The sequence below is a fragment of the Acidovorax sp. genome, from assembly GCF_022763525.1.
In the GTDB taxonomy this organism is placed as follows: domain Bacteria; phylum Pseudomonadota; class Gammaproteobacteria; order Burkholderiales; family Burkholderiaceae_C; genus Acidovorax.
On record NZ_JALEGG010000072.1, the window covers coordinates 1 to 22458 of the forward strand.

19 protein-coding genes and 1 tRNA gene are annotated in these 22458 nt (G+C 66.9%); 7 read left to right on the top strand and 13 right to left on the bottom strand.

The features are described 5' to 3' along the window. The 5 genes from MRY84_RS05265 to MRY84_RS05285 form a co-directional block, all read left to right on the top strand. On the top strand, positions 1-305 hold a 305-nt coding region (locus MRY84_RS05265; protein WP_291504696.1), incomplete at its 5' end, for a tripartite tricarboxylate transporter substrate-binding protein. 140 nt (positions 306-445) lie between these two features. Further along, positions 446-1498 (top strand): dihydroorotase, encoded by a 1053-nt coding sequence (gene pyrC / locus MRY84_RS05270; protein ID WP_291504697.1) that lies wholly within the window; start codon positions 446-448, stop codon positions 1496-1498. After that, the gene (locus MRY84_RS05275) at positions 1483-2283 is read left to right on the top strand and encodes a DUF3025 domain-containing protein (RefSeq protein WP_291504698.1); all 801 of its coding nucleotides are present in this window, start codon (positions 1483-1485) and stop codon (positions 2281-2283) included. Before pyrC ends, MRY84_RS05275 begins: the two co-directional genes overlap by 16 nt. Before the next feature lie 182 nt (positions 2284-2465). Further along, positions 2466-3344, top strand: coding sequence for a protease HtpX (gene htpX, locus MRY84_RS05280; RefSeq protein ID WP_291504699.1), 879 nt, complete (start codon positions 2466-2468; stop codon positions 3342-3344). 237 nt (positions 3345-3581) lie between these two features. Then, positions 3582-5153, top strand: a complete 1572-nt coding sequence (locus MRY84_RS05285) for a methyl-accepting chemotaxis protein (protein WP_291504700.1) — start codon at positions 3582-3584, stop codon at positions 5151-5153. 16 nt (positions 5154-5169) lie between these two features. On the opposite strand, the gene MRY84_RS05290 is transcribed toward MRY84_RS05285, so the two are convergent. After that, a complete protein-coding gene (locus MRY84_RS05290) occupies positions 5170-6267 on the bottom strand; it encodes a helix-turn-helix domain-containing protein (RefSeq protein WP_291504701.1) in 1098 nt (365 codons plus the stop codon). Positions 6268-6394: 127 nt separating this feature from the next. Here MRY84_RS05290 and MRY84_RS05295 point away from each other — a divergent pair, with 127 nt between their 5' ends. Beyond that, positions 6395-7723: an amidohydrolase gene (locus MRY84_RS05295; RefSeq protein WP_291504702.1), complete on the top strand. Its 1329-nt coding sequence runs from the start codon at positions 6395-6397 to the stop codon at positions 7721-7723. Between the two features lie 33 nt (positions 7724-7756). Here the strand turns inward: MRY84_RS05295 and MRY84_RS05300 are convergent, their stop codons facing one another. The 11 genes from MRY84_RS05300 to MRY84_RS05350 form a co-directional block, all read right to left on the bottom strand. Then, positions 7757-9475, bottom strand: coding sequence for an NAD(P)/FAD-dependent oxidoreductase (locus tag MRY84_RS05300; RefSeq protein WP_291504703.1), 1719 nt, complete (start codon positions 9473-9475; stop codon positions 7757-7759). Between the two features lie 138 nt (positions 9476-9613). Beyond that, complete coding sequence (locus MRY84_RS05305) at positions 9614-10666, bottom strand: lysylphosphatidylglycerol synthase domain-containing protein (RefSeq protein ID WP_291504704.1); 1053 nt, start codon at positions 10664-10666, stop codon at positions 9614-9616. Between the two features lie 4 nt (positions 10667-10670). Further along, complete coding sequence (gene clsB, locus MRY84_RS05310; protein ID WP_291504705.1) at positions 10671-11942, bottom strand: cardiolipin synthase ClsB; 1272 nt, start codon at positions 11940-11942, stop codon at positions 10671-10673. Next, the gene (locus tag MRY84_RS05315) at positions 11939-12724 is read right to left on the bottom strand and encodes an endonuclease/exonuclease/phosphatase family protein (protein ID WP_291504706.1); all 786 of its coding nucleotides are present in this window, start codon (positions 12722-12724) and stop codon (positions 11939-11941) included. The genes clsB and MRY84_RS05315 overlap by 4 nt, the downstream gene beginning before the upstream one ends. 188 nt (positions 12725-12912) lie before the next feature. Then, positions 12913-13830, bottom strand: coding sequence for a cysteine synthase A (gene cysK / locus MRY84_RS05320; protein ID WP_291504707.1), 918 nt, complete (start codon positions 13828-13830; stop codon positions 12913-12915). A 117-nt stretch (positions 13831-13947) separates the two neighbouring features. Continuing rightward, positions 13948-15015: an RNA 3'-terminal phosphate cyclase gene (rtcA, locus tag MRY84_RS05325; RefSeq protein ID WP_291504708.1), complete on the bottom strand. Its 1068-nt coding sequence runs from the start codon at positions 15013-15015 to the stop codon at positions 13948-13950. Further along, complete coding sequence (locus tag MRY84_RS05330) at positions 15012-15842, bottom strand: nucleotidyltransferase domain-containing protein (RefSeq protein WP_291504709.1); 831 nt, start codon at positions 15840-15842, stop codon at positions 15012-15014. Before MRY84_RS05330 ends, rtcA begins: the two co-directional genes overlap by 4 nt. 195 nt (positions 15843-16037) lie before the next feature. After that, positions 16038-17261: an RtcB family protein gene (locus MRY84_RS05335; RefSeq protein ID WP_291504710.1), complete on the bottom strand. Its 1224-nt coding sequence runs from the start codon at positions 17259-17261 to the stop codon at positions 16038-16040. Positions 17262-17289: 28 nt separating this feature from the next. Next, positions 17290-18033, bottom strand: a complete 744-nt coding sequence (locus MRY84_RS05340) for a hypothetical protein (RefSeq protein ID WP_291504711.1) — start codon at positions 18031-18033, stop codon at positions 17290-17292. 24 nt (positions 18034-18057) lie between these two features. Continuing rightward, entirely contained in the window at positions 18058-19197 is a 1140-nt protein-coding gene (locus MRY84_RS05345) for a slipin family protein (protein ID WP_291504712.1), read from the bottom strand. A gap of 290 nt (positions 19198-19487) precedes the next feature. Beyond that, a tRNA-OTHER gene (locus MRY84_RS05350) sits at positions 19488-19560 on the bottom strand. Positions 19561-19905: 345 nt separating this feature from the next. Between MRY84_RS05350 and rtcR the strand changes: the two genes are divergently transcribed. Continuing rightward, positions 19906-21546, top strand: coding sequence for an RNA repair transcriptional activator RtcR (rtcR, locus tag MRY84_RS05355; protein ID WP_291504713.1), 1641 nt, complete (start codon positions 19906-19908; stop codon positions 21544-21546). A gap of 446 nt (positions 21547-21992) precedes the next feature. On the opposite strand, the gene MRY84_RS05360 is transcribed toward rtcR, so the two are convergent. Further along, the coding region (locus MRY84_RS05360; RefSeq protein ID WP_291504714.1) for a peptidoglycan recognition family protein at positions 21993-22458 on the bottom strand (466 nt) is incomplete at its 5' end.

Sequence of the window (22458 nt, forward strand, 5' to 3'; positions counted from 1 at the left end):
CCGCCGACCAGCGGCTGCCGCAACTGCCCGATGTGCCCACGCTGGCCGAGGTCGGCTACCCGCAGCTCAACCTCACCTCCTGGACCGGCCTGGCCGCGCCTGGCGGCACGCCCGAAGCCATCGTGCAGACGCTCTACAAGGCCGTGCGCCAGGTTGCCACGTCGCCTGCCATGGTGGCCAACCTCAAGGAGCGCGGTGTGATCGCGCCCGAAGAGATGACCCCCGCCCAGTTCGAGAAAATGATGTCCGAGCGGCTGGTGAAGTTTGGCGAGGTGGTGCGCAAGGCGCACATCACGGCCGAGTAGCGCAACGCCCGGGGCTTTCCAGCCCCGTGCTTTCCGGCGATTCAAGCAAAAATGGCCCATGGCGCTTGTCCAGCAAGCGCTGGACGCTATCAAATTTGAAGTAGCACGGCGACTCTAGGGGCAATGGGACAATGGCGCCCATGACCGCCGCATCTTCCTCCCCTGTGAACACCCTCACCATTACCCGCCCCGACGACTGGCACCTGCATGTGCGCGACGGCGAGCCGCTGCAGACCGTCGTGCCGCACACGGCCGCCCAGTTCGGCCGCGCGATCATCATGCCCAACCTGCGCCCGCCCGTGACCACGGCGCAGCAGGCGCTGGACTACAAGGAGCGCATCCTGGCCGCCGTGCCAGCGGGCGTGCAGTTCGAGCCGCTGATGACGCTGTACCTCACCGACAACCTGCCGCCCGAGGAAATCGCGCGGGCCAAGGATGCAGGCGTCGTGGCCTGCAAGCTCTACCCCGCCGGCGCCACCACCAACAGCGACGCGGGGGTGACCGATCTCCGCAAGACCTACAAGACGCTCGAAGCCATGCAGAAGGCAGGCATGCTGCTGCTGGTGCACGGCGAAGTGACGAGTAGCGACATCGACCTGTTCGACCGCGAGGCCGTCTTCATCGAGCAGCAGCTGATCCCGCTGCGCCGCGACTTCCCTGAGCTCAAGATCGTCTTCGAGCACATCACCACCAAGGATGCGGCCGACTACGTGCAGGCGTCTGACCGGTTCACCGCCGCCACCATCACGGCGCACCACCTGCTGTACAACCGCAACGCCATTTTCGTGGGCGGCGTGCGCCCGCATTACTACTGCCTGCCCGTGCTCAAGCGCGAAACGCACCGCGTGGCCCTGGTACAGGCCGCCACCAGTGGCTCGGCCAAGTTCTTCCTGGGCACGGACAGCGCGCCGCACCCCGCGCACCTGAAGGAGCACGCCACCGGCTGCGCCGGCTGCTACACCGCGCACGCCGCGATGGAGATGTACGCCGAGGCGTTCGACAACGCCGGTGCGCTCGACAAGCTCGAGGGCTTTGCCAGCTTCCACGGCCCCGACTTCTACAGCCTGCCGCGCAACACCGGCACCATCACCCTGCGCCGCGAGTCCTGGACGCCGCCCGAGAGCTTTGTCTTCGGCGAGGCCAACCTCAAGCCCTTGCGTGCCGGCGAAGCGCTGCCGTGGCGCCTGGTGTAGGCCTGCCCACATTCGCACCGCTCGACGCCAGCGACTGGAGCGCTCCGTGGCTCGCGCCCTGGCGCGGCCTGGGCCGGCCTGTGGCGCAGCAGGTGCAGGGCGGGTGCCCGGTGGCTCAGGCGCTGCAGGCCGCTGCGCCGGCCGGCGCTGCCCCCGTGGCGTTCGCGCCGCAAGCCGAGTTGCCCTCCGGGGTGGCCTACGAGCAGTACATCCGCAACACCCGCCGCGTACCCACGCGCGACAACCTGCACGACTTCTTCAACGGCCTGGTGTGGCTGCACTTTCCGCAGACCAAACGCCGTTTGAACGAGCTGCAGGCCGGCGCCATCGCTGCCGACGGCGTGCGGGCCGTGCGCGGGCCGCTGCGCGACGCGCTCACGGTGTTCGATGAAAACGGCGCACTGCTGCAGGCGCCTGACGCGCTGTGGAATGCGCTCAGGGCGCGCGACTGGCTGCGCCTGTTCATCGACTTGCGGCCGCTCTGGTCCGAGGCCCGGCTGGTGCTGTTCGGCCATGCGCTGATGGAGAAGCTGGTTACGCCCCGAAAACCCATGGTGGCGCACGTGTACCGGGCGCCTAAAGCTATTGATCTAATAGCAAAAGAAGCGCTGTCCGGGCTCGACACCTGGCTCGCGCAGGCTGTGCATCCCGCCGCCTGGGCCGCCAAACCCTTCTCGCCGCTGCCCGTGCTGGGCGTGCCCGGCTGGTGGCCGGCCAACGAGGTGCCGGCCTTCTACGACGACGCCCTGGTCTTTCGCCCGCCCCGCGCGGTACCGGCGCCGTAATTCCCGTCAACGCTTGTGTGATAAGGCTACGCCATAGGTTTGCACCTACCATAGCGCGATAAATCGCGGCCGGAAGGGGCGCCGGGGCCGTGGCCCAGGGAGCGGCGCTTGAAGCGCGGCCTGCAGTCCCCATCTGAACCAGCGAACACTCGTTGTTGTTGACCCCACGGAGAATTCAATCCATGAAGCGGATCCTTTTGTTTGTGATGACCAACCTGGCCGTCGTTGTCGTGCTGGGGGTGGTGGCCAGCCTGCTGGGCGTCAACCGCTACCTCACGGCCAACGGCCTGAACCTGGGCGCGTTGCTGGGCTTCGCGCTGGTGATGGGCTTTGGCGGCGCGATCATCTCGCTCCTGATCAGCAAGCCCATGGCCAAGTGGACCTCGGGCGTGCGCGTGATCGACGGCTCCGGCTCGCCCGACGAGCGCTGGATTGTGGAGACCGTGCGCAAGTTCGCCACCCAGGCCAACATCGGCATGCCCGAAGTCGGCATTTTTGAAGGCGATCCCAATGCCTTCGCGACGGGCGCCTTCAAGAACTCGGCCTTGGTGGCCGTTTCCACCGGCCTGCTGCAGGGCATGACGCGCGAAGAAGTCGAGGCCGTGATCGGCCACGAGGTGGCCCACATCGCCAACGGCGACATGGTGACCATGACGCTGATCCAGGGGGTAATGAACACCTTCGTGGTGTTCCTCTCGCGTGTGATCGGCTACGCCGTTGACAGTTTTCTGCGCAAGAACGACGAGAACAGCTCGGGTCCCGGCATCGGCTACTACGTGACGACGATCGTGCTGGACATCGTGCTCGGCTTCCTGGCTGCCATCATCGTGGCCTGGTTCAGCCGCCAGCGCGAGTTCCGCGCCGACGCGGGCGCCGCGCAGCTGATGGGCCGCCGCCAGCCCATGATCAATGCACTGGCCCGCCTGGGCGGCATGCACCCGGCCGAGCTGCCCAAGAGCATGGCCGCCATGGGCATTGCCGGCGGTATCGGCAAGCTGTTCAGCACGCACCCGCCCATCGAAGAGCGCATTGCCGCGCTGCAGAACGCGCAGCAGCACTGAAGCACCGGGGCCGTGCGCGGCCCTCGCTCGAAAGGCCCGTGTCCCGACAAGGCCGCCCCAGGTTCATCCTGCGGCGGCCTTGTCGTTGACGCTTTCCGCGATGCAGCCCCAGGAGGCGGTGCGAGCGGGGCTCAAGCCGCGCCACCGGATGCCGATAACAACGGGGCCACCGCTGCAGTGGCAGCGCTGCAGGGCTGCATCGCCGCATTCATTCCCCCTCCCACCTGAGAGCTCCCCATGTCCATTTCCCACGCACGTGTTGCTGTCCGCCTGGCTTTGGCCTTTGGCGTGGTCTGCCTCGTCATGTCACTGTCTGCCGCCGTGGGAATCTGGCGGCTGGCCGGGCTGCAGGACATCGCCGACGACCTGGGGGGCGCGTCCGCCGAGCGGGCGCTCCTGGCGCGCGAGCTGCACGCCATCGTGGTGCTCAGCTCGGCGCGCGCCGAAACGCTGCTGGAGATCGACAACAACCCCGCGTACGCAGCCCGCATCGACGCCGACCGCAAGCGCACCTCGGCCCGGTCCGCCGAGGTGCGCAAGCGCCTCGATGAGCTCGCGGCCGACCCCCCATCGCAAGCGCTGTTCGACGCCATCGACAAGGCCGGCAACGGCTTTCGCACTGTGCGCGACGACCTGGTCAAGCGCCGCAAGGCCGGCGAAGCGCTGCCACCCGACGCGGTAGCCAGCCAGCTGCGCCCCGCGGCCGATGCCTACGCGGCGGCCGTCAACCAATTGGCCGACTTCCAGCGCCAGCGCGTGGCCGAGGCGCGGGAGGCCGCCGCCCGCAGCGAGCGCCAGGGCATCACGCTGCTGGCGGCCGGCTCCGCCGTGGGCCTGCTGCTGAGCCTGGCCTGCGCCTGGCTCCTGTCGCGCTCCATCCTGCAGCCGCTGGCCCAGGCGTCCGAGGTGACCGACCGCATTGCCGAAGGTGACCTCACGTCGGCCATTCCCGCAGCGGGCGTGGGCAACCGCGACGAGTTGCAGGCCCTGTTGGCACGGCTGGGGGGCATGCAGGCGCGCCTGGCGGGGCTGGTGGTAGGCATGCGCCAGGCCAGCACCTCGGTGGCGGGCGCCAGCAGCGAGATCGCCGCGGGCAACGCCGACCTCTCGGCCCGCACCGAGCACACCGCTTCCAACCTGGAAGAGATCGCCGCCAGCATGGAAGAGCTGCTGGCCACCGTGCGCCACAGCGCCGATGCCGCCGCGCAGGCCAGCAGCCTGGCCACGGGTGCGAGCGACGTGGCCCAGCGGGGCCGCGAAGCGGTGGACCGCGTGGTGGGCACCATGGACGGCATCGCGCAGTCCTCGCGCCGCATTGCCGACATCACCAGCGTGATCGACGGCATTGCCTTCCAGACCAACATCCTGGCCCTGAACGCGGCCGTGGAAGCTGCCCGTGCGGGCGAGCAGGGCCGGGGCTTTGCCGTGGTGGCGGGCGAGGTGCGCAGCCTGGCCCAGCGCTCGGCCACGGCGGCCAAGGAGATCGGCAGCCTGATCAGCGACAGCGTGCGCCAGGTGGACGAGGGCGCGAAGCTGGTGCACGCGGCGGGCGGCACCATGGGCGAGATCGTCCAGTCCGTGCAGCAGGTGGCCACCATCATTGGCGAGATCAGCACCGCCGCGCGCGAGCAGACCACGGGTCTGAGCCAGGTGGGCGAAGCCGTCTCGCAGCTGGACCAGATGACGCAGCAGAACGCCGCGCTGGTGGAGGAATCGTCGGCTGCCGCCCAGGGCCTGCGCGTGCAGGCGCAGCAGCTGGCCGAGCTGGTGGAGGCCTTCCGCCTGCCCGCTGGCAACGCGTTGCGCTGACCGGCCCGCGGACTCGCTACTTCACCTCCAACCGCCAGCGCCGCCGGGGCGCGCGCAGGGTGTGGCGCTGGCGGTACTCGGACGGCGCCATGCCCGTGTAGCGCGCAAAGATGCGCCGGAATGCCGCCGGGTCGGCATAGCCGCAGGCCGTGGCGATGCTGGGCACGCTTTCCAGCGTCACTTCCAGCATCACCCTTGCGCGGGCGCAGCGCAGGCCGTGCAGGTAGTCCAGGGGCGACTGCGACAGCTCCTGCTGAAAGTGCCGCAGCAGCGTGCGTGGGCTCACCGATGCGGCCTCGGCCAGGCGGGGGAGGCTGTAGGGTTGGTCCAGGTTGGCTTCCATCCAGGCGATGGCACGCGCCAGTGTGCTGTCGCGCGTGGCAGGGATGTGCTGCTGCGCGTTGGCCTGCAGGGCGGCACGGGCGCGCGGGTGGTCGGGTGCCATGACGCTTTCGCAGGCGGCGCCCAGCTCGTTCCCCAGCGCGTGGCGCACCAGGGCAATGGCCAGCAGGTTCACACTCTGTGGCAGCGCGCAGCTCAGCCAGGGGCCGTCCTCGGACCAATCCTGCCCCAGGCTGTGGCCGATGGCCGGAAAGTCGCGCTCGAACCCCGCGATGTAGAACCAGGGCAGGCTGGCCCGGCGTCCGTTCAGCCGCCCGCTGTAAGCCGCCAGCCAGGCACCGCTGCCCACGGTCAGCAGCGTCTGGCCCATGTCCAGCGCCATGCCCAGCTGGCGCGACAGCGCGCGGTGCCGGCCTGCCACTTCACGAATGGCGGGGATGTCCGTGGCATGGATGGCCGGGATGAACACGGCGTGGGCGGGATCATCGGCGCGGGGCCTGGCGCTGGCGGCAGCAGGCGCAGGCGCTGGGGTATAGGCCGCCAGCGGGCCGGGCAGCGGCGGCAGGGGCCGGCCCTCGGCGTCCAGCAGCCGCCAGGCCAGGCGCGGTGCGTGGGCGCCCAGACGCAGCCCGGCCAGCAGGTTGGCGCCGCGCAGCAGGTCGATGAACTGCAGCGCATTGCCCACGGCTGACTCGGGCAGCAGTGGGATGTCCACCCGAAAAATCGGCGCCGGGGCAGAGCCGGAAGGCAAGGACGAAAGTGACTGCAGCATGGCGGGATTGGCTCTTTGGATGGCCATTTTCGCTTCTCATCCAACGGGGGCGGCTTTTAGCATGAACCTGCTTTCGCTCTACCGGCCTTGCAGCCGCCCACCACTTCACGGACTACGGACTGATTCCATGCACAAACCACTCTCTGCCATGGCGCTCGCCAGCGGCTTGGCCTTCGTCCCTTGCGCACACGCCCAGGCACTCGATGCTGCCGGCCTGCAGACCATCGATGCGGCCGTGAACAAGGTCGCCGCCAAGATGGTCAGCTGGCGCCGCGACATCCACGCGCACCCGGAACTCTCGGGCCAGGAAGTGCGTACCGCCAAGCTCGTGGCCGACCACCTGAAAAAACTCGGCATGGAGGTGCAGACCGGCGTGGGCGGCACCGGCGTGGTGGGCACGCTGCGCGGCGGCCTGCCCGGCAAGGTGGTGGCCCTGCGCGCCGACATGGACGCGCTGCCCGTGCCCGAGAACACCGGGCTGCCCTTTGCCAGCAAGGTGAAGGCCACCTACCTGGGCAAGGAAGTGCCGGTGATGCACGCCTGCGGCCATGACGCCCACACCGCCATGCTCATGGGCGCGGCCGAGGCGCTGGCCGGCATGAAGGCGCAGCTGCCCGGCACCATCAAGTTCATCTTCCAGCCCGCCGAGGAAGGCGCGCCCGTGGAGCCCGACGCCAACGGCAAGGTGCCCAGCTTCGGCGCCAAGGCCATGGTGGAAGAAGGCGCGCTCAAGGATGTGCAAGCCATCTACGGCCTGCACATCACCGCCAACCTGCCTGCGGGCGTGGTGGGCTACCGCAGTGGCCCGCTCATGGCCGGCTCGGACAACATCCGCATCGAGGTGGAAGGGCGCGGCGGCCATGGGTCGTCGCCCTGGAACGCGGTCGACCCCATCGTGGCTGCCAGCCAGGTGGTGCTGGGCCTGCAAACCGTGGTGAGCCGCCAGCTCAACATCAGCCAGGAGCCGGCCGTCATCACCATTGGCCAGATCCAGGGGGGCACGCGCTACAACATCATTCCCGACAACGTGGAGATGCTGGGCACCTTGCGCACTTTCGACGAAGGCATGCGCCAGGAAGCGCTCAAGCGCATCACCACCACGGCCGAATCGATTGCGGCGTCCAGCGGCGCCAAGGCCAAGGTGCGCTTCGGCCCTGTGGCTTACCCGGTCACCACCAACCCGGCCGAGCTCACGGCAGCATCCCTGCCCGCGCTCAAGCTGGCCACGGGCGGCAAGGCGATGATCATCCCCAAGGTGAGCGGCTCGGAAGACTTCTCGGAGTTCCAGAAAGTGGCGCCCGGCTTCTTCTACTTTTTGGGCGCGCCGCCCAAGGGCGCGGACTTCAACAAGGCCCCATCGAACCATTCGCCGCTGTTCGACATCGACGAAGACCAGATGCCGGTGGGCGCGCGCACGCTGGCGGCGCTGGCGGTGGATTTCTTGCAGCGGAAGTAAGCGATACCACTGGCCTGCACCGCCAAGGGCAGGTCAGCCCGCTGCGCTCAACAGGCTCCGGGCGACGGCTTCGCCCACCTTGATGCCATCCACGCCCGCCGACAGAATGCCGCCCGCGTAGCTCGCGCCTTCGCCCGCCGGGTACAGGCCTGGCGTGTTCAGGCTTTGCAGGTTCTCGCCCCGCCCGATCTTGAGCGGCGACGACGTGCGTGTCTCCACGCCCGTCAGCACCGCGTCGTGCATGTCAAAGCCTTTGATCTTGCGGCCGAACACCGGCAGCGCCTCGCGCAGCGCCTCGATGGCGTAGCCGGGCAGGGCGGCATGCAAATCGCCCAGCGCCACGCCGGGCTTGTACGAGGGCTCCACGCTGCCCAGCTGGGTCGAAGGCTTGCCCGCGATGAACTCACCCACCAGCTGGCCTGGCGCACTGTAGTCGCGTCCGCCCAGCACGAAGGCGTTGGATTCGAGCTGGCGCTGCAGCACGCTGCCCGACAGGGGGTGGAACTGCCCGGCGGGCAGCGCCTCCACGCCATAGGTCTGACCCAGGTGGGTTTCAAACGCCTGCGCGTCCTGAGGGTAGTCGCGCGGGTCGATGCCCACCACCATGCCCGCGTTGGCATTGCGCTCGTTGCGCGAATACTGGCTCATGCCGTTGGTCACCACACGGTTGGGCTCGCTGGTGGCGGCCACCACGGTGCCGCCGGGGCACATGCAGAAGCTGTAGACCGCGCGGCCATTGGCGGCGTGGTGCACCAGCTTGTAGTCGGCCGCGCCCAGCAGCGGGTGGCCCGCATGGCGGCCCCAGCGGGCGCGGTCGATCACGCCCTGCGGGTGTTCGATGCGAAAGCCGATGGAAAACGGCTTGGCCTCCATGGCCACGCCGCGCTCGTACAGCATCGCAAAGGTGTCGCGCGAGCTGTGGCCCAGCGCCATCACCACATGGTCGGCGCGCAGCTCGGTGGTCTCGCCCGTGGCCTGGTTCAGCACCTTCAGGCCGCGCAAGTGGCGTTGCTCGCCCTGGCCTTCGATGATCACGTCCGTCACGCGCTGCTCGAAGCGGATCTCGCCGCCCAGGGCGATGATCTGCTCGCGCAGGTTCTCCACCACCTTCACCAGCTTGAAGGTGCCGATGTGCGGGTGGGCGACGTACAGGATTTCTTCCGGAGCGCCCGCCTTGACGAACTCGTTCATCACCTTGCGGCCCAAGTGACGCGGGTCCTTGATTTGGCTATAGAGCTTGCCGTCGCTGAAGGTGCCCGCGCCGCCCTCGCCAAACTGCACGTTGCTTTCGGCATGCAGCTCGCGTTTGCGCCACAGGCCCCAGGTGTCCTTGGTGCGCTCGCGCACGGTCTTGCCGCGCTCCAGCACGATGGGCTTGAAGCCCATCTGGGCCAGCACCAGCGCGGCAAAGATGCCGCAGGGGCCAAAGCCCACCACCACAGGCCGCAGGGGCAGCTCGGCGGGCGCCTGGCCCACGGGGTGCCAGGCCATGTGGGGCGTGGGCTGGATGTGCGGGTTGCCAGAAAACTTGGCGAGCAGCGCGGCTTCGCGTTCGGGCTGGGCCAGTGTGAGGTCCACGATGTACACCGCCAGCAGGTCGGCCTTGCGCGCATCGAAGCTGCGCTTGAAGACGTGCAGGTGGGCGATGTCGGCGTCGGCGATGCCCAGGATCTGGACGGCGGCGGCGCGCAGCGGCGCCTCGGGGGCTTCGGCTGCGGTGAAGGGCAGCCGGATTTCGGAGAGTCGGATCATGGTGTTGCGGGCCCGTGTCGATCGGGCGGGTGCAATGGCGGGGCGCCGATTTTACCGGGGGGTGTGCGATGGGTGATTCAATGCTTCGAAAAGCATAGCTGCCAGCGCTTGGTGGATAAGCGCTGAAGCCCGTTTTGATCAAACTCTTGAGGTGACCGGCGAAGCGGCATCGTCCGCGCGGCGCAGCCGGAGTTCGGCCACGCCAAAGGCCAGGGCGGCCAGCACCAGCGGGCCAAAGTAGTACAGCGCCCGGTAGGCCAGCAGCGCCGCCAGGACCTTGTCCTGCCCCAGGGTGGGGGTGGTCAGCAGCGCCACGCCCATGGCCTCCAGCACGCCCAGGCCAGCGGGGATGCGCAACACCAGGCCCGCGACGGCCCCCAGCAGCACGGTGGCCAGGGCCGCGGGATAGGGCGCCTGCCCCTGCAGCACGGTCCAGAGCGCGGCGCCCATCAGCATCCAGTTGCCGGTGGAAATAACCACCTGCCAAAGCGCCACGGGCCAGCGTGGCAACGGAAAGGCGTGACCCCGCACCGTCAGCGCCCGTCCCCCGCGCACGGCGCACAGCGCCACATAGGCCATGGCAACGCAGCCAAGCGCAGCGCCACCCGCCTGCCACTGCCAGGCCGGGGCCGACCAGCCCGCCAGCGCAGGCGGCTGCCACAGCCAGGGCAAAGCGGCGGCGAGCACCAGATAGCCCACCCAGTTGGTCAGCACGCTGGTACCCACCACCTGGCCGATGGTGCCCGCGTCCACCCCGCGCCGGGCATAGAGCCGGTAGCGAACCCCCACACCGCCGATGAGCGATCCCAGGTTGAGCGTGAAGGCATAGCTGGTCATGGCCATGCCCAGCGTGGTGGGCAACGGCAACCGGTGCCCGGTGCAGTACCGGCCCACCCAGTCAAAGGTGCCGTAAGCCAGGTGGCTGCACAGGGCCAGCGCTCCTGCGATGGCCAGCGCATTGGGAGGCAGCGCGCGCAGTGCCTGCAGCACGGCCGGCCAATCCACCGTGCGCGCCTGCCGGAAGATGAGCCACGCCACCACCGCGAAGAATGCCGCCGCGATACCCCGTGTCACCCAGGGCCACCAGGCCCGCTGGGTCCACCCTCGCCAGCCGGGCCTGCCGTGATCGGCGGGCGGGTCGCGGGCGTTGTCCGGGTCCAGCGTGCTCGCGGGGGCGGTGGTGGTGGCCATGCCGTCAGGCCGCCGCGTTGGCGGGGTGGTCGGGGTTCGCCGGGTCGGGGTTCAGGGGGGCCGGGCTCACGTCGCCCGGTGCCTTGGCCAGCGTGATGGTGGGCTGGTGGCGCGGCAGCCAGCCCGCCCAAGTCGGAAACCAGCGCATCAGGTGGAACACGGCATAGCTGCGCAGCAGGCGCAAACCATCCCACCGGCCGCTGGGCGTGGGCTCCACCTGCTTGCAACTGTTCTTGACGAGTTGCGCCAGCCGCTCATGCAGCGCGGCGTTGAAGGCGCGGTCCTGGATCACGACATTGGCTTCCAGGTTCAGCGACAGGCTCAGCGGGTCGAGGTTGCTGGAGCCCACGGTGGCCCAGTCGTGGTCCACCAGCGCGACCTTGCCGTGCAGGGGGCGGTCGCAGTACTCGTGGATGCGCACGCCTGCGCGCAGCAGATGGTCGTAGAGCATGGTGGCGGCCGTGCGCACAATGGGCATGTCGGGCCGGCCCTGCAGGATGAGCTGCACGTCCACGCCGCGCAGCGCGGCGCGGCGCATCTCCCGGATGAACCGGTAGCCCGGAAAGAAGTAGGCGTTGGCAATCACCACCCGGTGGCGCGCCGCGCGCAGGGCCACGCGGTAGTGGCGCTCGATGTCGTTGGTGTGCTGGTGGTTGTCGCGCGTGACGAAGATCGCATGCGCGGTGCCTGCATGGGGGCGGCCTGGCGCCCCGGCTTGGCGCTGGCGGCGTTTGCGCTCCGCGCGCGTGAGCACCGCATCGTGGGTGAACTGATGCATGTGCGCGACGATGGGTCCACGCACCTGCACGGCATAGTCCTGCTTGGCCTCGGGGCCGTAGTCGGCCACGTGGTCGGCCGAGTAGTTGATGCCGCCGATGAAGCCAAGATGCCCATCCACCACCACGATCTTGCGGTGCATCCGGCGCAGCAGGTTCAGGCGCTGGCCCATGAATTGGCGGCCAGGATCGAAGATGCGGAACTTCACGCCCGCCTCCACCAGGGTGGTGATGAACGGCGGGGGCAGATCGTGCGATCCGAACCCGTCCACCAGCACGTGCACATCCACGCCCCGCTGCGCTGCGCTGAGCAGTGCCGCATGCAGCTGCCGGCCGATCTTGTCGTCCCACAGAATGAAGGTTTCCAGCATCACCTCGCGCTCGGCGCGCGCGATGGCCTCGAACACGCGGGGAAAGAAGTCCTCGCCGTTTTCCAGCAGTTCGAAGTGGTTCCCCGGAACCCAGCGGGACGAGCGCGGCGGCCTGAAGCTGCGCGTCATAGCAGGATCTCCGCCGCCAGCGGCGCGTGGTCTGACAGCTTGTTCCAGGGCTTCTTGGGCATCTGCATGGGCGAGTGCACCGCAGCGTTGCGAACGTAGATGCGGTCGAGCGCCAGCAAGGGCATCGAGGCCGGAAAGGTCCTCACCGCGCGGCCAAACGCCTGGACAAACACTTCCTGCAGGGCTGCGCCGCGCAGCAGCACGCCGTGCGCGCGCTGACGCCAGTCGTTGAAGTCGCCCGCCAGCACCACCGGTTCGTCCGCCGGAAAGGTGTTGATCAGTTCGCAAACCCGGCGCAGCTGCAGCTGGCGGTGCGACTCCTGCAGGCCCAGGTGGACGCACACGGCATGCACCGGGAGGTGGTGGCCCGGTGGCTGCAGGACACAGTGCAGCATGCCCCGACGCTCCGGGCCGCTCACCGAAATGTCGTGGTTCTCGTAGTGCGTGATCGGGAATTTAGACAGCAGCGCATTGCCGTGGTCGCCGTTGTCGTACACCGCATTGCGGCCGTAGGCGTACTGCGACCAGATGGTGTCCGCCAGAAATTCGTAGTGCGGCACCTGCGGAAAGTTCGCCAGCCGGCTCGCGTGCCTGTGGTGCGTGCCCTGGACCTCCTGCAGGAACACCAAGTCGGCCGCGACTTCGCGGACGGCCTCGCGCAGTTCGTGCAGCATGAAGCGCCGGTTGAAGCTGGTAAAGCCCTTGTGCACGTTCACCGTAAGCACCTTGAACGCGATGGGCTGCGCGGCGGTGGAAGATAGCTCGGAAGAGGTCGTGGCCATGGCAAAACAATCGTGTGGATGGCCTTGGCTGCGCGCCGCCACGGGCGGGCCAAGGGTTCAGACGATTGTTGGGGCGCATGGGAGCCCCTTCTGTAGGACGGTGGGCCGAGGATTTGTGCTGTGGCGGCCAAAAAGAAGGGGCCTCCGCGGGCCCCTTGTTACACATGCCCAAAGGCGCACGGGGGGTGTCACACAGGCAGGAATCCTTCCACCGACAGGTAGCGTTCGCCCGTGTCGTAGTTGAAACCCAGCACCTTGGCGCCCGCGGGCAGCTCGGGAAGTTTTTGCGCGATGGCGGCCAGCGTGGCGCCCGACGAGATGCCCACCAGCAGTCCCTCTTCGCGGGCTGCGCGGCGCGCGTATTCGCGGGCAGGTTCCGCCTCCACCTGGATCACGCCGTCGAGAAGGCTGGTGTCCAGGTTCTTGGGGATGAAGCCCGCACCAATGCCCTGGATGGGGTGCGGCGAGGGCTGCCCGCCCGAAATCACCGGCGAGGCCGAGGGCTCCACCGCGAAAACCTTGAGCTGGGGAAACTTCGCCTTCAGCACCTTGGCGACGCCCGTGATGTGGCCGCCCGTGCCCACGCCGGTGATCAGCACATCGATGCCATCGGGGAAGTCCGCCAGAATTTCCTGCGCCGTGGTGCGCACGTGGATGTCGATGTTGGCGGGGTTCTCGAACTGCTGGGGAATCCACGAGCCGGGCGTCTGGGCCTGCAGCTCCTGCGCGCGGGCAATCGCGCCCTTCATGCCCTTTTCGCGCGGGGTCAGGTCGAACTGCGCGCCATAGGCCAGCATCAGGCGGCGGCGCTCGATGCTCATGCTGTCGGGCATCACGAGGATGAGCTTGTAGCCTTTGACGGCTGCCACCAGCGCCAGGCCGATGCCGGTGTTGCCGCTGGTGGGCTCGATGATGGTGCCGCCGGGCTTCAGCGCACCGGACTTCTCGGCGTCTTCCACCATCGACAGCGCGATGCGGTCCTTGATGGAGCCGCCCGGGTTGCTGCGCTCGGACTTCACCCACACATTCGCGCCCGCGCCGAACAGGCGGTTGATGCGCACGTGGGGCGTGTTGCCAATGGTCTGCAGAATGTTTTCAACTTTCATGGCGTCTCCTGTGAAGGCAAGGTGGAAAGGGAAAAGAGGGCATTCTGAACCAGTTGTTCTACAGCCCCGGCCATATGGATATAGCCAGGGTGTGGGCTTGCGAAGCGCCTGATGCAGTCAGCCGGCAGGCCGGATTTCTACCTGCATCGCGCGCTCCACCGGTGTGATCAGCACCTGCACCGGCAGCCCCAGCGCGATCGTCTGCGCGTTGGTGGCCGTGTGCGGCGTCACCTCGGTGCAGGTGTACCGTGCCGCCTGGCCGCTCTGCCACACCGCCAGGGCCAGCGGCAGCATCCACTGGTCCGCCAGGTGCGGGCCCAAAGCGCCGGTGCTGCGCTGGTACGCACGGATCTCGTCCGAGAGCCGCTTGGCCACCTGCTCGGCCGACAGGCTGCGCTCGCCCAGCTGGCAGAACACCTCGGTGAGGTGCGCGTACTCCAGCGTGGTGATCAGCGCGTTGCCCGGCCCTTCGTTCTGGCGCGCGGCAGTCTGGCGCAGCTGGCCCGCTTCAAAGGTCCAGCCCATGCGCTGGCCCAGGGTCTCCAGTTCGCGGTGGGCAATGGTGCGCGCCAGGCCGGGCACCAGGGCCTCGGCCCAGCCGTTCAGCAGCGGCCCACGCTCCATCACATCCACCGGCGCCAGCGGGTGCCTTGCTGGGGTGATGCTTGCCACGATTTCGCCACCCCCGGCAGGAAAGAAGCCACGCCGCTTGAGCTGCAGCTCCAGCCCCGCGCCCAGGCGCCGCACCAGCGGCGCAAACGCCCGCTCCAGAAAATCAAACGGCGGCGCCATCGGGTTGTGCGTGCCGCCCACTAGCTCCACCTTGCTTTCGCCATCCGCCAGCATCAACGCAGGCAGTACGGTCTGCAGCACCAGCAGGCAGCTACCGGCGGTAGCGATCTGGAAACGGTACTCGCCAGCGCACACGGCGCCCGGGGTGAACCGCAGCGTTTGCGAGCCCAGTTCGGCGCCCTCAGCCTGCCCGCCGCACACGGACACGGCCGCCTGCACGCAGGCCAGGTGCTGGCGCATGAGGCCCGGCTTGGGCCGCCCGGCGCGAATGCGCGTGATGTGCAGCGGCCGGCCGGTGACCATGGACAGGGCGAGGCCCGTGCGCAGGATCTGGCCGCCGCCTTCGCCGGTGGCGCCATCGAGGGTGAGGGGGACTGTGGTCGCTTCCGTCATGGCGACACCTCCCGGGTTGCGCGGGCGTCATAGCGCAGCACCGTGTCCTGCAGCAGCGCATCGAGCGCGGCGTGCCCCGGCACCGGCAGCGGTTGCACGGGCTCGGCCGCGTTGCGCGCCAGTTCGGCTTCGATGAACGCATGGATGCCGGGCCAGCGGGGGCTGGTCGCAGCCTCGCCCGCACGCATCTTCACCTCCAGCAGGGCGTTGATTTCAGCGACCAGGGCTGCGTCGTGCACCGGGTGCAGCGTGTGCTGGGCCAGCTCGGCAAAGCGCATGGGCGGCACGCCGGGTTGGGTGCGTATCCAGCGCGCGGCCAGCAGCGGGCGCAGCACGTACAGGTACTTCTTGTAGCGCACTTCATCGGCCTGCAGATGTTCGCGGAAGTTCTTCTTCGCCATCGACGCGTAGTGGTGCCAGCCCTTGGCGTTGGAGAACACCTGCTGCGCCAGCGCACGGAACCGCGCCATGGTGTCCGCCTCTTCGCGGTAGACGATGGGCGAGCCCAGCCATTCGAGCAGCGTGGGGTTGGACTCGCGCAGCAGGCCCAGGGCCTTGCGCAGGTCCCAGCCATTGATGTCCAGGTCGCCACTGATGGGCACCTCGATCACGTCGCGGCCCGGCGCCACGGTCAGGTACCAGGGCAGGCGATTCACGTAGATGAAGCGCACGTCGTAGTCGCTGTCGGGCGAGGCAAAGCCCCAGCCGCGGCTGCCGGATTCACAGGCGAAGAGCACCGTCACGCCGTGCCGGGCTTCGATATCGTGCAGTGCCTCCAGCACCTGCGTGCGCATGTGGGGCTCCACCGGGTGGGCGGAGCGCAGCATTTCTTGTTGTTCTGTTGTATGCATAGAAATAGGCTGTAGCGCTTGATGGATAAGCGTGAAAAGCTATCAAAAATGTAGTAATTCACGCAGTCCTTCGCAACTGGCGCGGCCCAGGCGAGAGACGCCAAGCAAGGGCCGCCCCGCAGCGAGGGCGTCGTCCCCCTTGGGGGGAAGCCGCGCAGCGGCTCAGGGGGGCTACCCTTTCACACAGACCACCTGCTTGAGCGTGTACACCACCTCCACCAGGTCCTGCTGCGCCGCCATCACCGCGTCGATGTCCTTGTAGGCCATTGGGATCTCGTCGATCACATCCGCATCCTTTCGGCATTCCACGCCTTCGGTGGCCTTGATCTGGTCCGCCACGGTGAACAGCTTCTTGGCCTTGGTGCGGCTCATGGTGCGGCCCGCGCCGTGGCTGCAGCTGTTGAAGCTCTCGGGGTTGCCTTTTCCGCGCACGATGAAGCTTTTGGCCCCCATGCTCCCCGGGATGATCCCCAGCTTGCCTTGCTCGGCACTCACCGCGCCCTTGCGGGTCACGAACACGTCTTGCCCGAAGTGCGTCTCGCGCTGCACGTAGTTGTGGTGGCAGTTCACCGCCTCCACGTGGGTCTCGAACGGCTTGGTGATGACCTTGCGCAGCGCGGCAATCACACGGCCCATCATCACTTCGCGGTTGGCGGCAGCAAACTTTTGCGCCCACCCTACGGCCTTCACGTAGTCGCCGAAGTACTGCGCGCCTTCCTCGAAATACGCCAAGTCCTTGTCGGGCAGGTTGCGCTGGTTCATCTCGGCGTCCTTCTTGGCCAGCTCGATGAAGTGGGTGCCGATGGCGTTCCCCACCCCGCGCGAGCCCGAGTGCAGCATCACCCACACGGACTGGTGTTCGTCCAGGCAGATCTCGATGAAGTGGTTGCCCGTTCCCAGCGTCCCCAGGTGCTTGTAGTTGTTCGTGTTCTTGATGCGCGGGTGTGCTTCGCAGATTTCGTCGAACTCATTCACCAGCGCAGCCCAGGCGCGGTCGGTTTCGGCGGGCGGCGTATCCCAGCTTCCCTTGTCGCGGCCGAAGCGCTTGGGGGTCATCCCCACGGGCACGGCGCGCTCGATGGCGGCGCGCACGCCGGACAGGTTGTCCGGCAGGTCGCTGGCCGTGAGCGTGGTCTTGCACGCCATCATTCCGCACCCCAGGTCCACGCCCACCGCAGCGGGAATGATGGCCTTGAGCGTGGGCACCACCGAGCCGATGGTGGCGCCGATTCCCAGGTGCACGTCGGGCATCACCGCCACGTGCTTGAACACGATGGGCAGGCGCGCAATGTTGCGCAGCTGGTTCTTGGCGTCCTCTTCCACGGGCACGCCGTTCGTCCACATCTTCACGGGCACGCCGTTCGGGATTTCCAGTTGTTCGTAGGTTTTGCTCATCTCGTTTTTCTTTCTTCTTGATGTTTGATCATTGGACCATTCCGCGGGCGGCGGCCTGGGCGTAGTCTTTCAGTTCATCGTCGTCTTTCACGTTGCGGATGAAGGCGTCCAGGTGGGCCTGCAGCTCTTCGTATCTCTTCAGCCGCGCCCCCTCGTGCCCGATCCCATGCAAGGCCGAGACCTGCGCTTCGCGCCAGGGCAGGGCCAGCATCTCGCAGAACACCTGCCACATCGCGTCGCGCCACTCCGGGATGTGCTTGGCGTTCCAGAACGACGGCCACACGTCAAACCACATGTAGCTCACGAAGTAGAGGCGGTCGCTTCGGCTTCCGATGGCGCTCTGATGGGTGCTCAAGCGCGGGCCCAGGCAGTCGCGCCACAAGGAGGGCAAGGCCCGCACCATGCGCATTGCGTCGGCCAGGGGCACGGTGGGGTCGTTCACCATGTGCGGGATGTTGCCTGCGTTGTTGCTCATCACATGGTTCAGTCCCATCCCCACCTGCTCGTCGCTGTAGGGCGCTAGGTCGGTGCCCGCGTTGGCGAACAAAACGGTCTGGATGTGCGTCCATTGCAGCGGCGTGGCGTCGAACGCGGGCTCGTCGATGTTCCAGTACCACTCCTGCCCGCTTTTCTCAGGCACGGGGCGGTCGAAAAGGTAGCGTACGGCCGCGCCGTAAACCGCCGGGTCCAGTCCCACGGACTCGCAACTCACTGGGGTGGTTTCCCGGCCCAGGCGCCTTTCACGTGCAGTCAGTTTCTTCACTTTCATCATGCTCGTCTCTTTGTTTGTGGATGCTCAGCGCATCTTCACCAGACCATTCAGCACCTGGTCCAGGCCGCCGAACACCGAGATCTTGTCGATCCGCTCGGCCACACGTTCCAGCGTCTCCAGCTCCTTCATGCGCAGGGCGACGGGGTTGTCCTCCATCACCTTGGCGGTGTTGAGCAGCGAGCGCGTGGCGGCGGTTTCCTCGCGGCGACGGATCACATTGGCCTCGGCCTGCTTCTGGGCTTGCACCACCTGGGTCAGGATGGTTTTCATCTCGCCGGGCAGCACGATGTCCTTCACGCCCACGCTCTCCAGCTGCATTCCGTAGGGCAACAGCTTGGCGGCCATGTGTGCGGTCACCACCTCGTCGATCGCCGCCTTGTTCTCCAGCAGCTCATCGAGCGTGCGGGTGCCTACGGCGGCGCGCAGCGCAAACTGCAGTTCGCGGTACAGGTAGTCCGCAGGCTTTTGCAGCTGGGCAAAGGCGCGCAGCACATCGGTGTAGCGGTAGGTGGCGCACAGGTTCAGGCGCAGGCCCACCTTGTCGCGGGTCATGATGTCCTGGCCCGATACCTCCACGGCTTGCAGGCGCAGGTCCACCAGCTCCACGGCCACAGTGCGGCCATATTTCCAGAAAGCGTAGGTGCCAGCCGTGAGTAGGCGCTCCACCTTGCCGTCCACCGTCAACAGCGCGCACTGGCCCTCGGGCACCGGTACCTGCAGCACGCCGGTCAATCCGGTCACGCTGCGCTGGCGCAGCTGGGTTTGCGTCAATCGCGCCACCAGTGCGGCAGGCAGTTCGGCGCCCGCTTGCAGGTCCACCACCTGCACGCTCACATCGACCAGGCCTTTCCAGTACAGGCGGCGGGTGCCGGGGGGCAGGATCTCTACCAGCACGCCGTTTTCACTGCGCAGGCCCACTTGGGTTTCCGACAGGTTCACCTGCACAAACTCGGCTGCCACCACGGCAGGCTCCTGCGCCATCAGGTATTCGGCCAGACCGTGGGTGAAGGCGGGCTGTTCGAGGGCGAAGGTCTCCACGCGCAGCTGGTCGGTGCCCGCGAACAGCCAGTAGGTGCCGCTGTGCAGCACGCGGTCAAAACTGCCATTGCGCAGCAGCAGGGCGCGTTCGTTCTTCTTGACGGTGGTGCGTTGGAACATCTTCATCAGCATCTCTTTTTCCTCTCTCTTCTTCGTTGTCGTATCGGGTTGCCGTTACAGCGATGGCGGGGTGCCAGGGGGCACAGCCTGGGCCGTGCAGTGCGCCGTGGTGGCTGCCCCCATCCCCAGTGGGAAGGGCGGCAGCGCGGCTGGCTGCGGGCGCGGGCTGTGCCGGGTGCTGGCACAAACCGCCACCGGCTGACGGGGTGAATCCCTTGCGGTTGCTGCGCAACCTCGGGGCCTCTCCCCGCGTTCGGCGGGTGGTCTTTCGACCGGTACTTCCAATCAAGGTCTTGCGACCGTGGGCAGGAATCGAACCTGCGACAACCGCCTTTCGGCGGGGCTCTACCAGACTGAGCTACCAGTGGTGGCACGCCTGGAGTCGAACCAGACACTTCCTTTCGGAGTGATCACCACGACCGTGCCGCTACCCAGCGTTGGCGATGTGCGGCATGCAGGACATCGACAGAACCCGAAGGCCCCGGATGCCCGGCACCGGTGGGGCGAACGGCTGTCCTAACCCCGGCCTGTGAGCGATCACCGCTTGTGCTGGATGCTTCTTCTATTGCCAGATGCGTGCCAGCTTGCAATGCGAGGTTTCGGGTGAGCGCAAGTTGTTGATTTGTATGTGAATACTTCCTGATCAATGAAACTGATTGGATCTGCGAATTTGAGAGTAACTAGAATGAATGCTAGTTAAATAGATAAAAATCCATGCGCAAAATCAAGGTAGTCATCGGGTTCCTGGGCACCCAGCTCGACTCCGGCAAGGGTGCTGGTCGGTGGGAGAAATGGCGCCCCTCCGTATCCCTGGTGCAGCATGAGGACGTAGTGATCGGGCGGCTGGAGCTGCTCTACACCCCGCCCCACCGCGAGCTGGCCCACCAGGTGCGCACTGACATGGCTACTACCTCGCCCGAGACCACGGTGAACCTGGTGCCGCTGCCCATTGCCGACCCGTGGGACTTTGGCGAGGTCTACGCCCAGCTGTACGACTGGACGCAGGCCTACCGCTTTGACACCGAACGCGAGGAGTACTGGACCCACATCACCACTGGTACCCACGTCGCGCAGATCTGCCTTTTTTTGCTGGTGGAATCGCGCCGTATTCCGGGTGTGCTGGTGCAGACCTCACCGCCCAAGCGCCAGCAGATGGGTGACCCGGGCAGCTACACGCTGATCGACCTGGACCTCTCGCGCTACGACGTGATCGCGCAGCGCTTTGGCGCCGAGCAGCAGGATGCGGTGCAGTTCCTGAAAAGCGGCATTGCCACGCGCAATGTGCGCTTCAACGCCCTGATCGACGAGGTGGAGCGGGTGGCGGTGCGCTCGCGCGCGCCCATCCTGTTCTCGGGGCCCACGGGTGCGGGCAAGTCGCATCTGGCGCGGCGCATGTATGAGCTGAAGAAGGCCCGCCACCAAGTGGAGGGCGAATTTGTGGAGGTGAACTGCGCCACGCTGCACGGCGACGGCGCGGCGTCCACGCTGTTCGGCCACAAAAAGGGCTCCTTCACCGGCGCGGCGGCCGACCGCGCAGGCCTGCTGCGCACCGCACACAAAGGTGTGCTGTTTCTGGACGAGATTGGAGAACTGGGTTTGGACGAACAGGCCATGCTGCTCAAGGCCGTGGAAGAAAAGCGCTTCTACCCCCTGGGCAGCGACCGTGAGGTGGACAGCGACTTCCAATTGGTGGCGGGCACCAACCGCGACTTGCGCACCGAGGTGGCCGCCGGGCGCTTTCGCGAAGACCTGTTCGCGCGCATCAACCTCTGGAGCTATGTGCTGCCGGGCCTGGCCCAGCGGCCCGAGGACATCGAGCCCAATGTGGATCACCTTCTGGCCCGCACCGGCACAGAACTGGGCCGCAGCGTGCGCTTCTCCAACGAGGCACGTGCGGCCTACTTGCGCTATGCCCAGTCGCCCGAGGCGCTGTGGACCGGCAACTTCCGCGACCTGTCGGCCAGCGTGACGCGCCTGGCCACGCTGGCCGACAGTGGCCGCATCGGCCTGCCGCTGGTGGAGGCCGAGATCGCGCGCTTGCGCTGGCTGTGGCAGCCCGCGAGCGATGCGCGCCATGGTCTGGCACCGGCAACCGGTGCGGTGGGGCGCGACGATCTCGCGGCCTTGCTGGGTGACGAGGCAGTAGAGTCCATGGACCTCTTCGATCAGCTGCAACTCGCCGCCGTGCTGCAGGTTTGCCGCCAGTCGCGCACCCTGTCAGAGGCGGGGCGCCTGCTTTTCCAGGCATCGCGCACGCAGCGCACCGTGGTCAATGATGCAGACCGGCTGCGCAAGTACCTGGCGCGGTTTGGGCTGGATTGGGAGCGGTTGGCTGCGGCGTCGTTCCGATCATGATGGATCGGCGTCATCAGACGCAGGAGTGTTTCCGCCCGCTGTCCCAAGGTATTCGAAGGTCGTAGAGAGCCACCGGGCCGCATGGGGTATTGCGGGCCAGTCTCACTGCTCTCGCGCGAAATGCTGAGTCCGGCCATCTGTCCAAGTGATGATTCCTGTGCCTAGCAGGTCGAGCTGCCAGTGAAGCTGGCGTTCGCCCCGAGCGTTGACTGCGAACCCTTCCGCGTAGCAGCCCGACCAGTCACGTTGCGCGAACCCTTCTTCAGGAACTCGCTTGGCTTCGTGCAGAAAGTACGTTTTTATTTCTGATTCACTGAAGCGCGGTGCATCGCAGCGGTTACGTGTGCCTTCCTTGACGGCAAAACTCTGTACCCAATGAAGCTTGGATGGCTGTGCCACTGCGGTCGCACAGGCCCAACAAGACAAGAGGGTGATCAGCGCCGCTCTCATTGGAATACCAGGCTCTTGGCCTCATCGGCCTGTTTGTAGGAAATATCGGAGTGACGGTAAACGTCTGTTTGCAGGTCCAGCCCGTAGTGGCGACCGAGTGCCTGCGTCAGCCATTTCAGCGATTCCGTCTGCTCTGCCGTGGGACGTTCGAACAGTTTTGTCTTTGGGTCGAACTTGCCTACGACTTCAATGGCCACGGAGTCACCGTTGGTTGGATATCGATCGGGGTAGGCCTTGGCCTGCTCCCGGGTGTTGAGCGCTTTGACTTTCGCGCCATAACTTGCAGAGGAGTTCATGAGCGTGTCGATCGCCGTTTTCTCTTCTTTGCTGCAGGTTCGGCTGTCATCGCATCGGGAGCGGATTTTTCCGACGCTGTAGACGCTCTGGTCCAGTCGCGCGGTTTGGTAGATGGTGCCGTCTTTCTCGATGTAGAAGTGCGCACCGATTCCGTCGGTCTTGGCG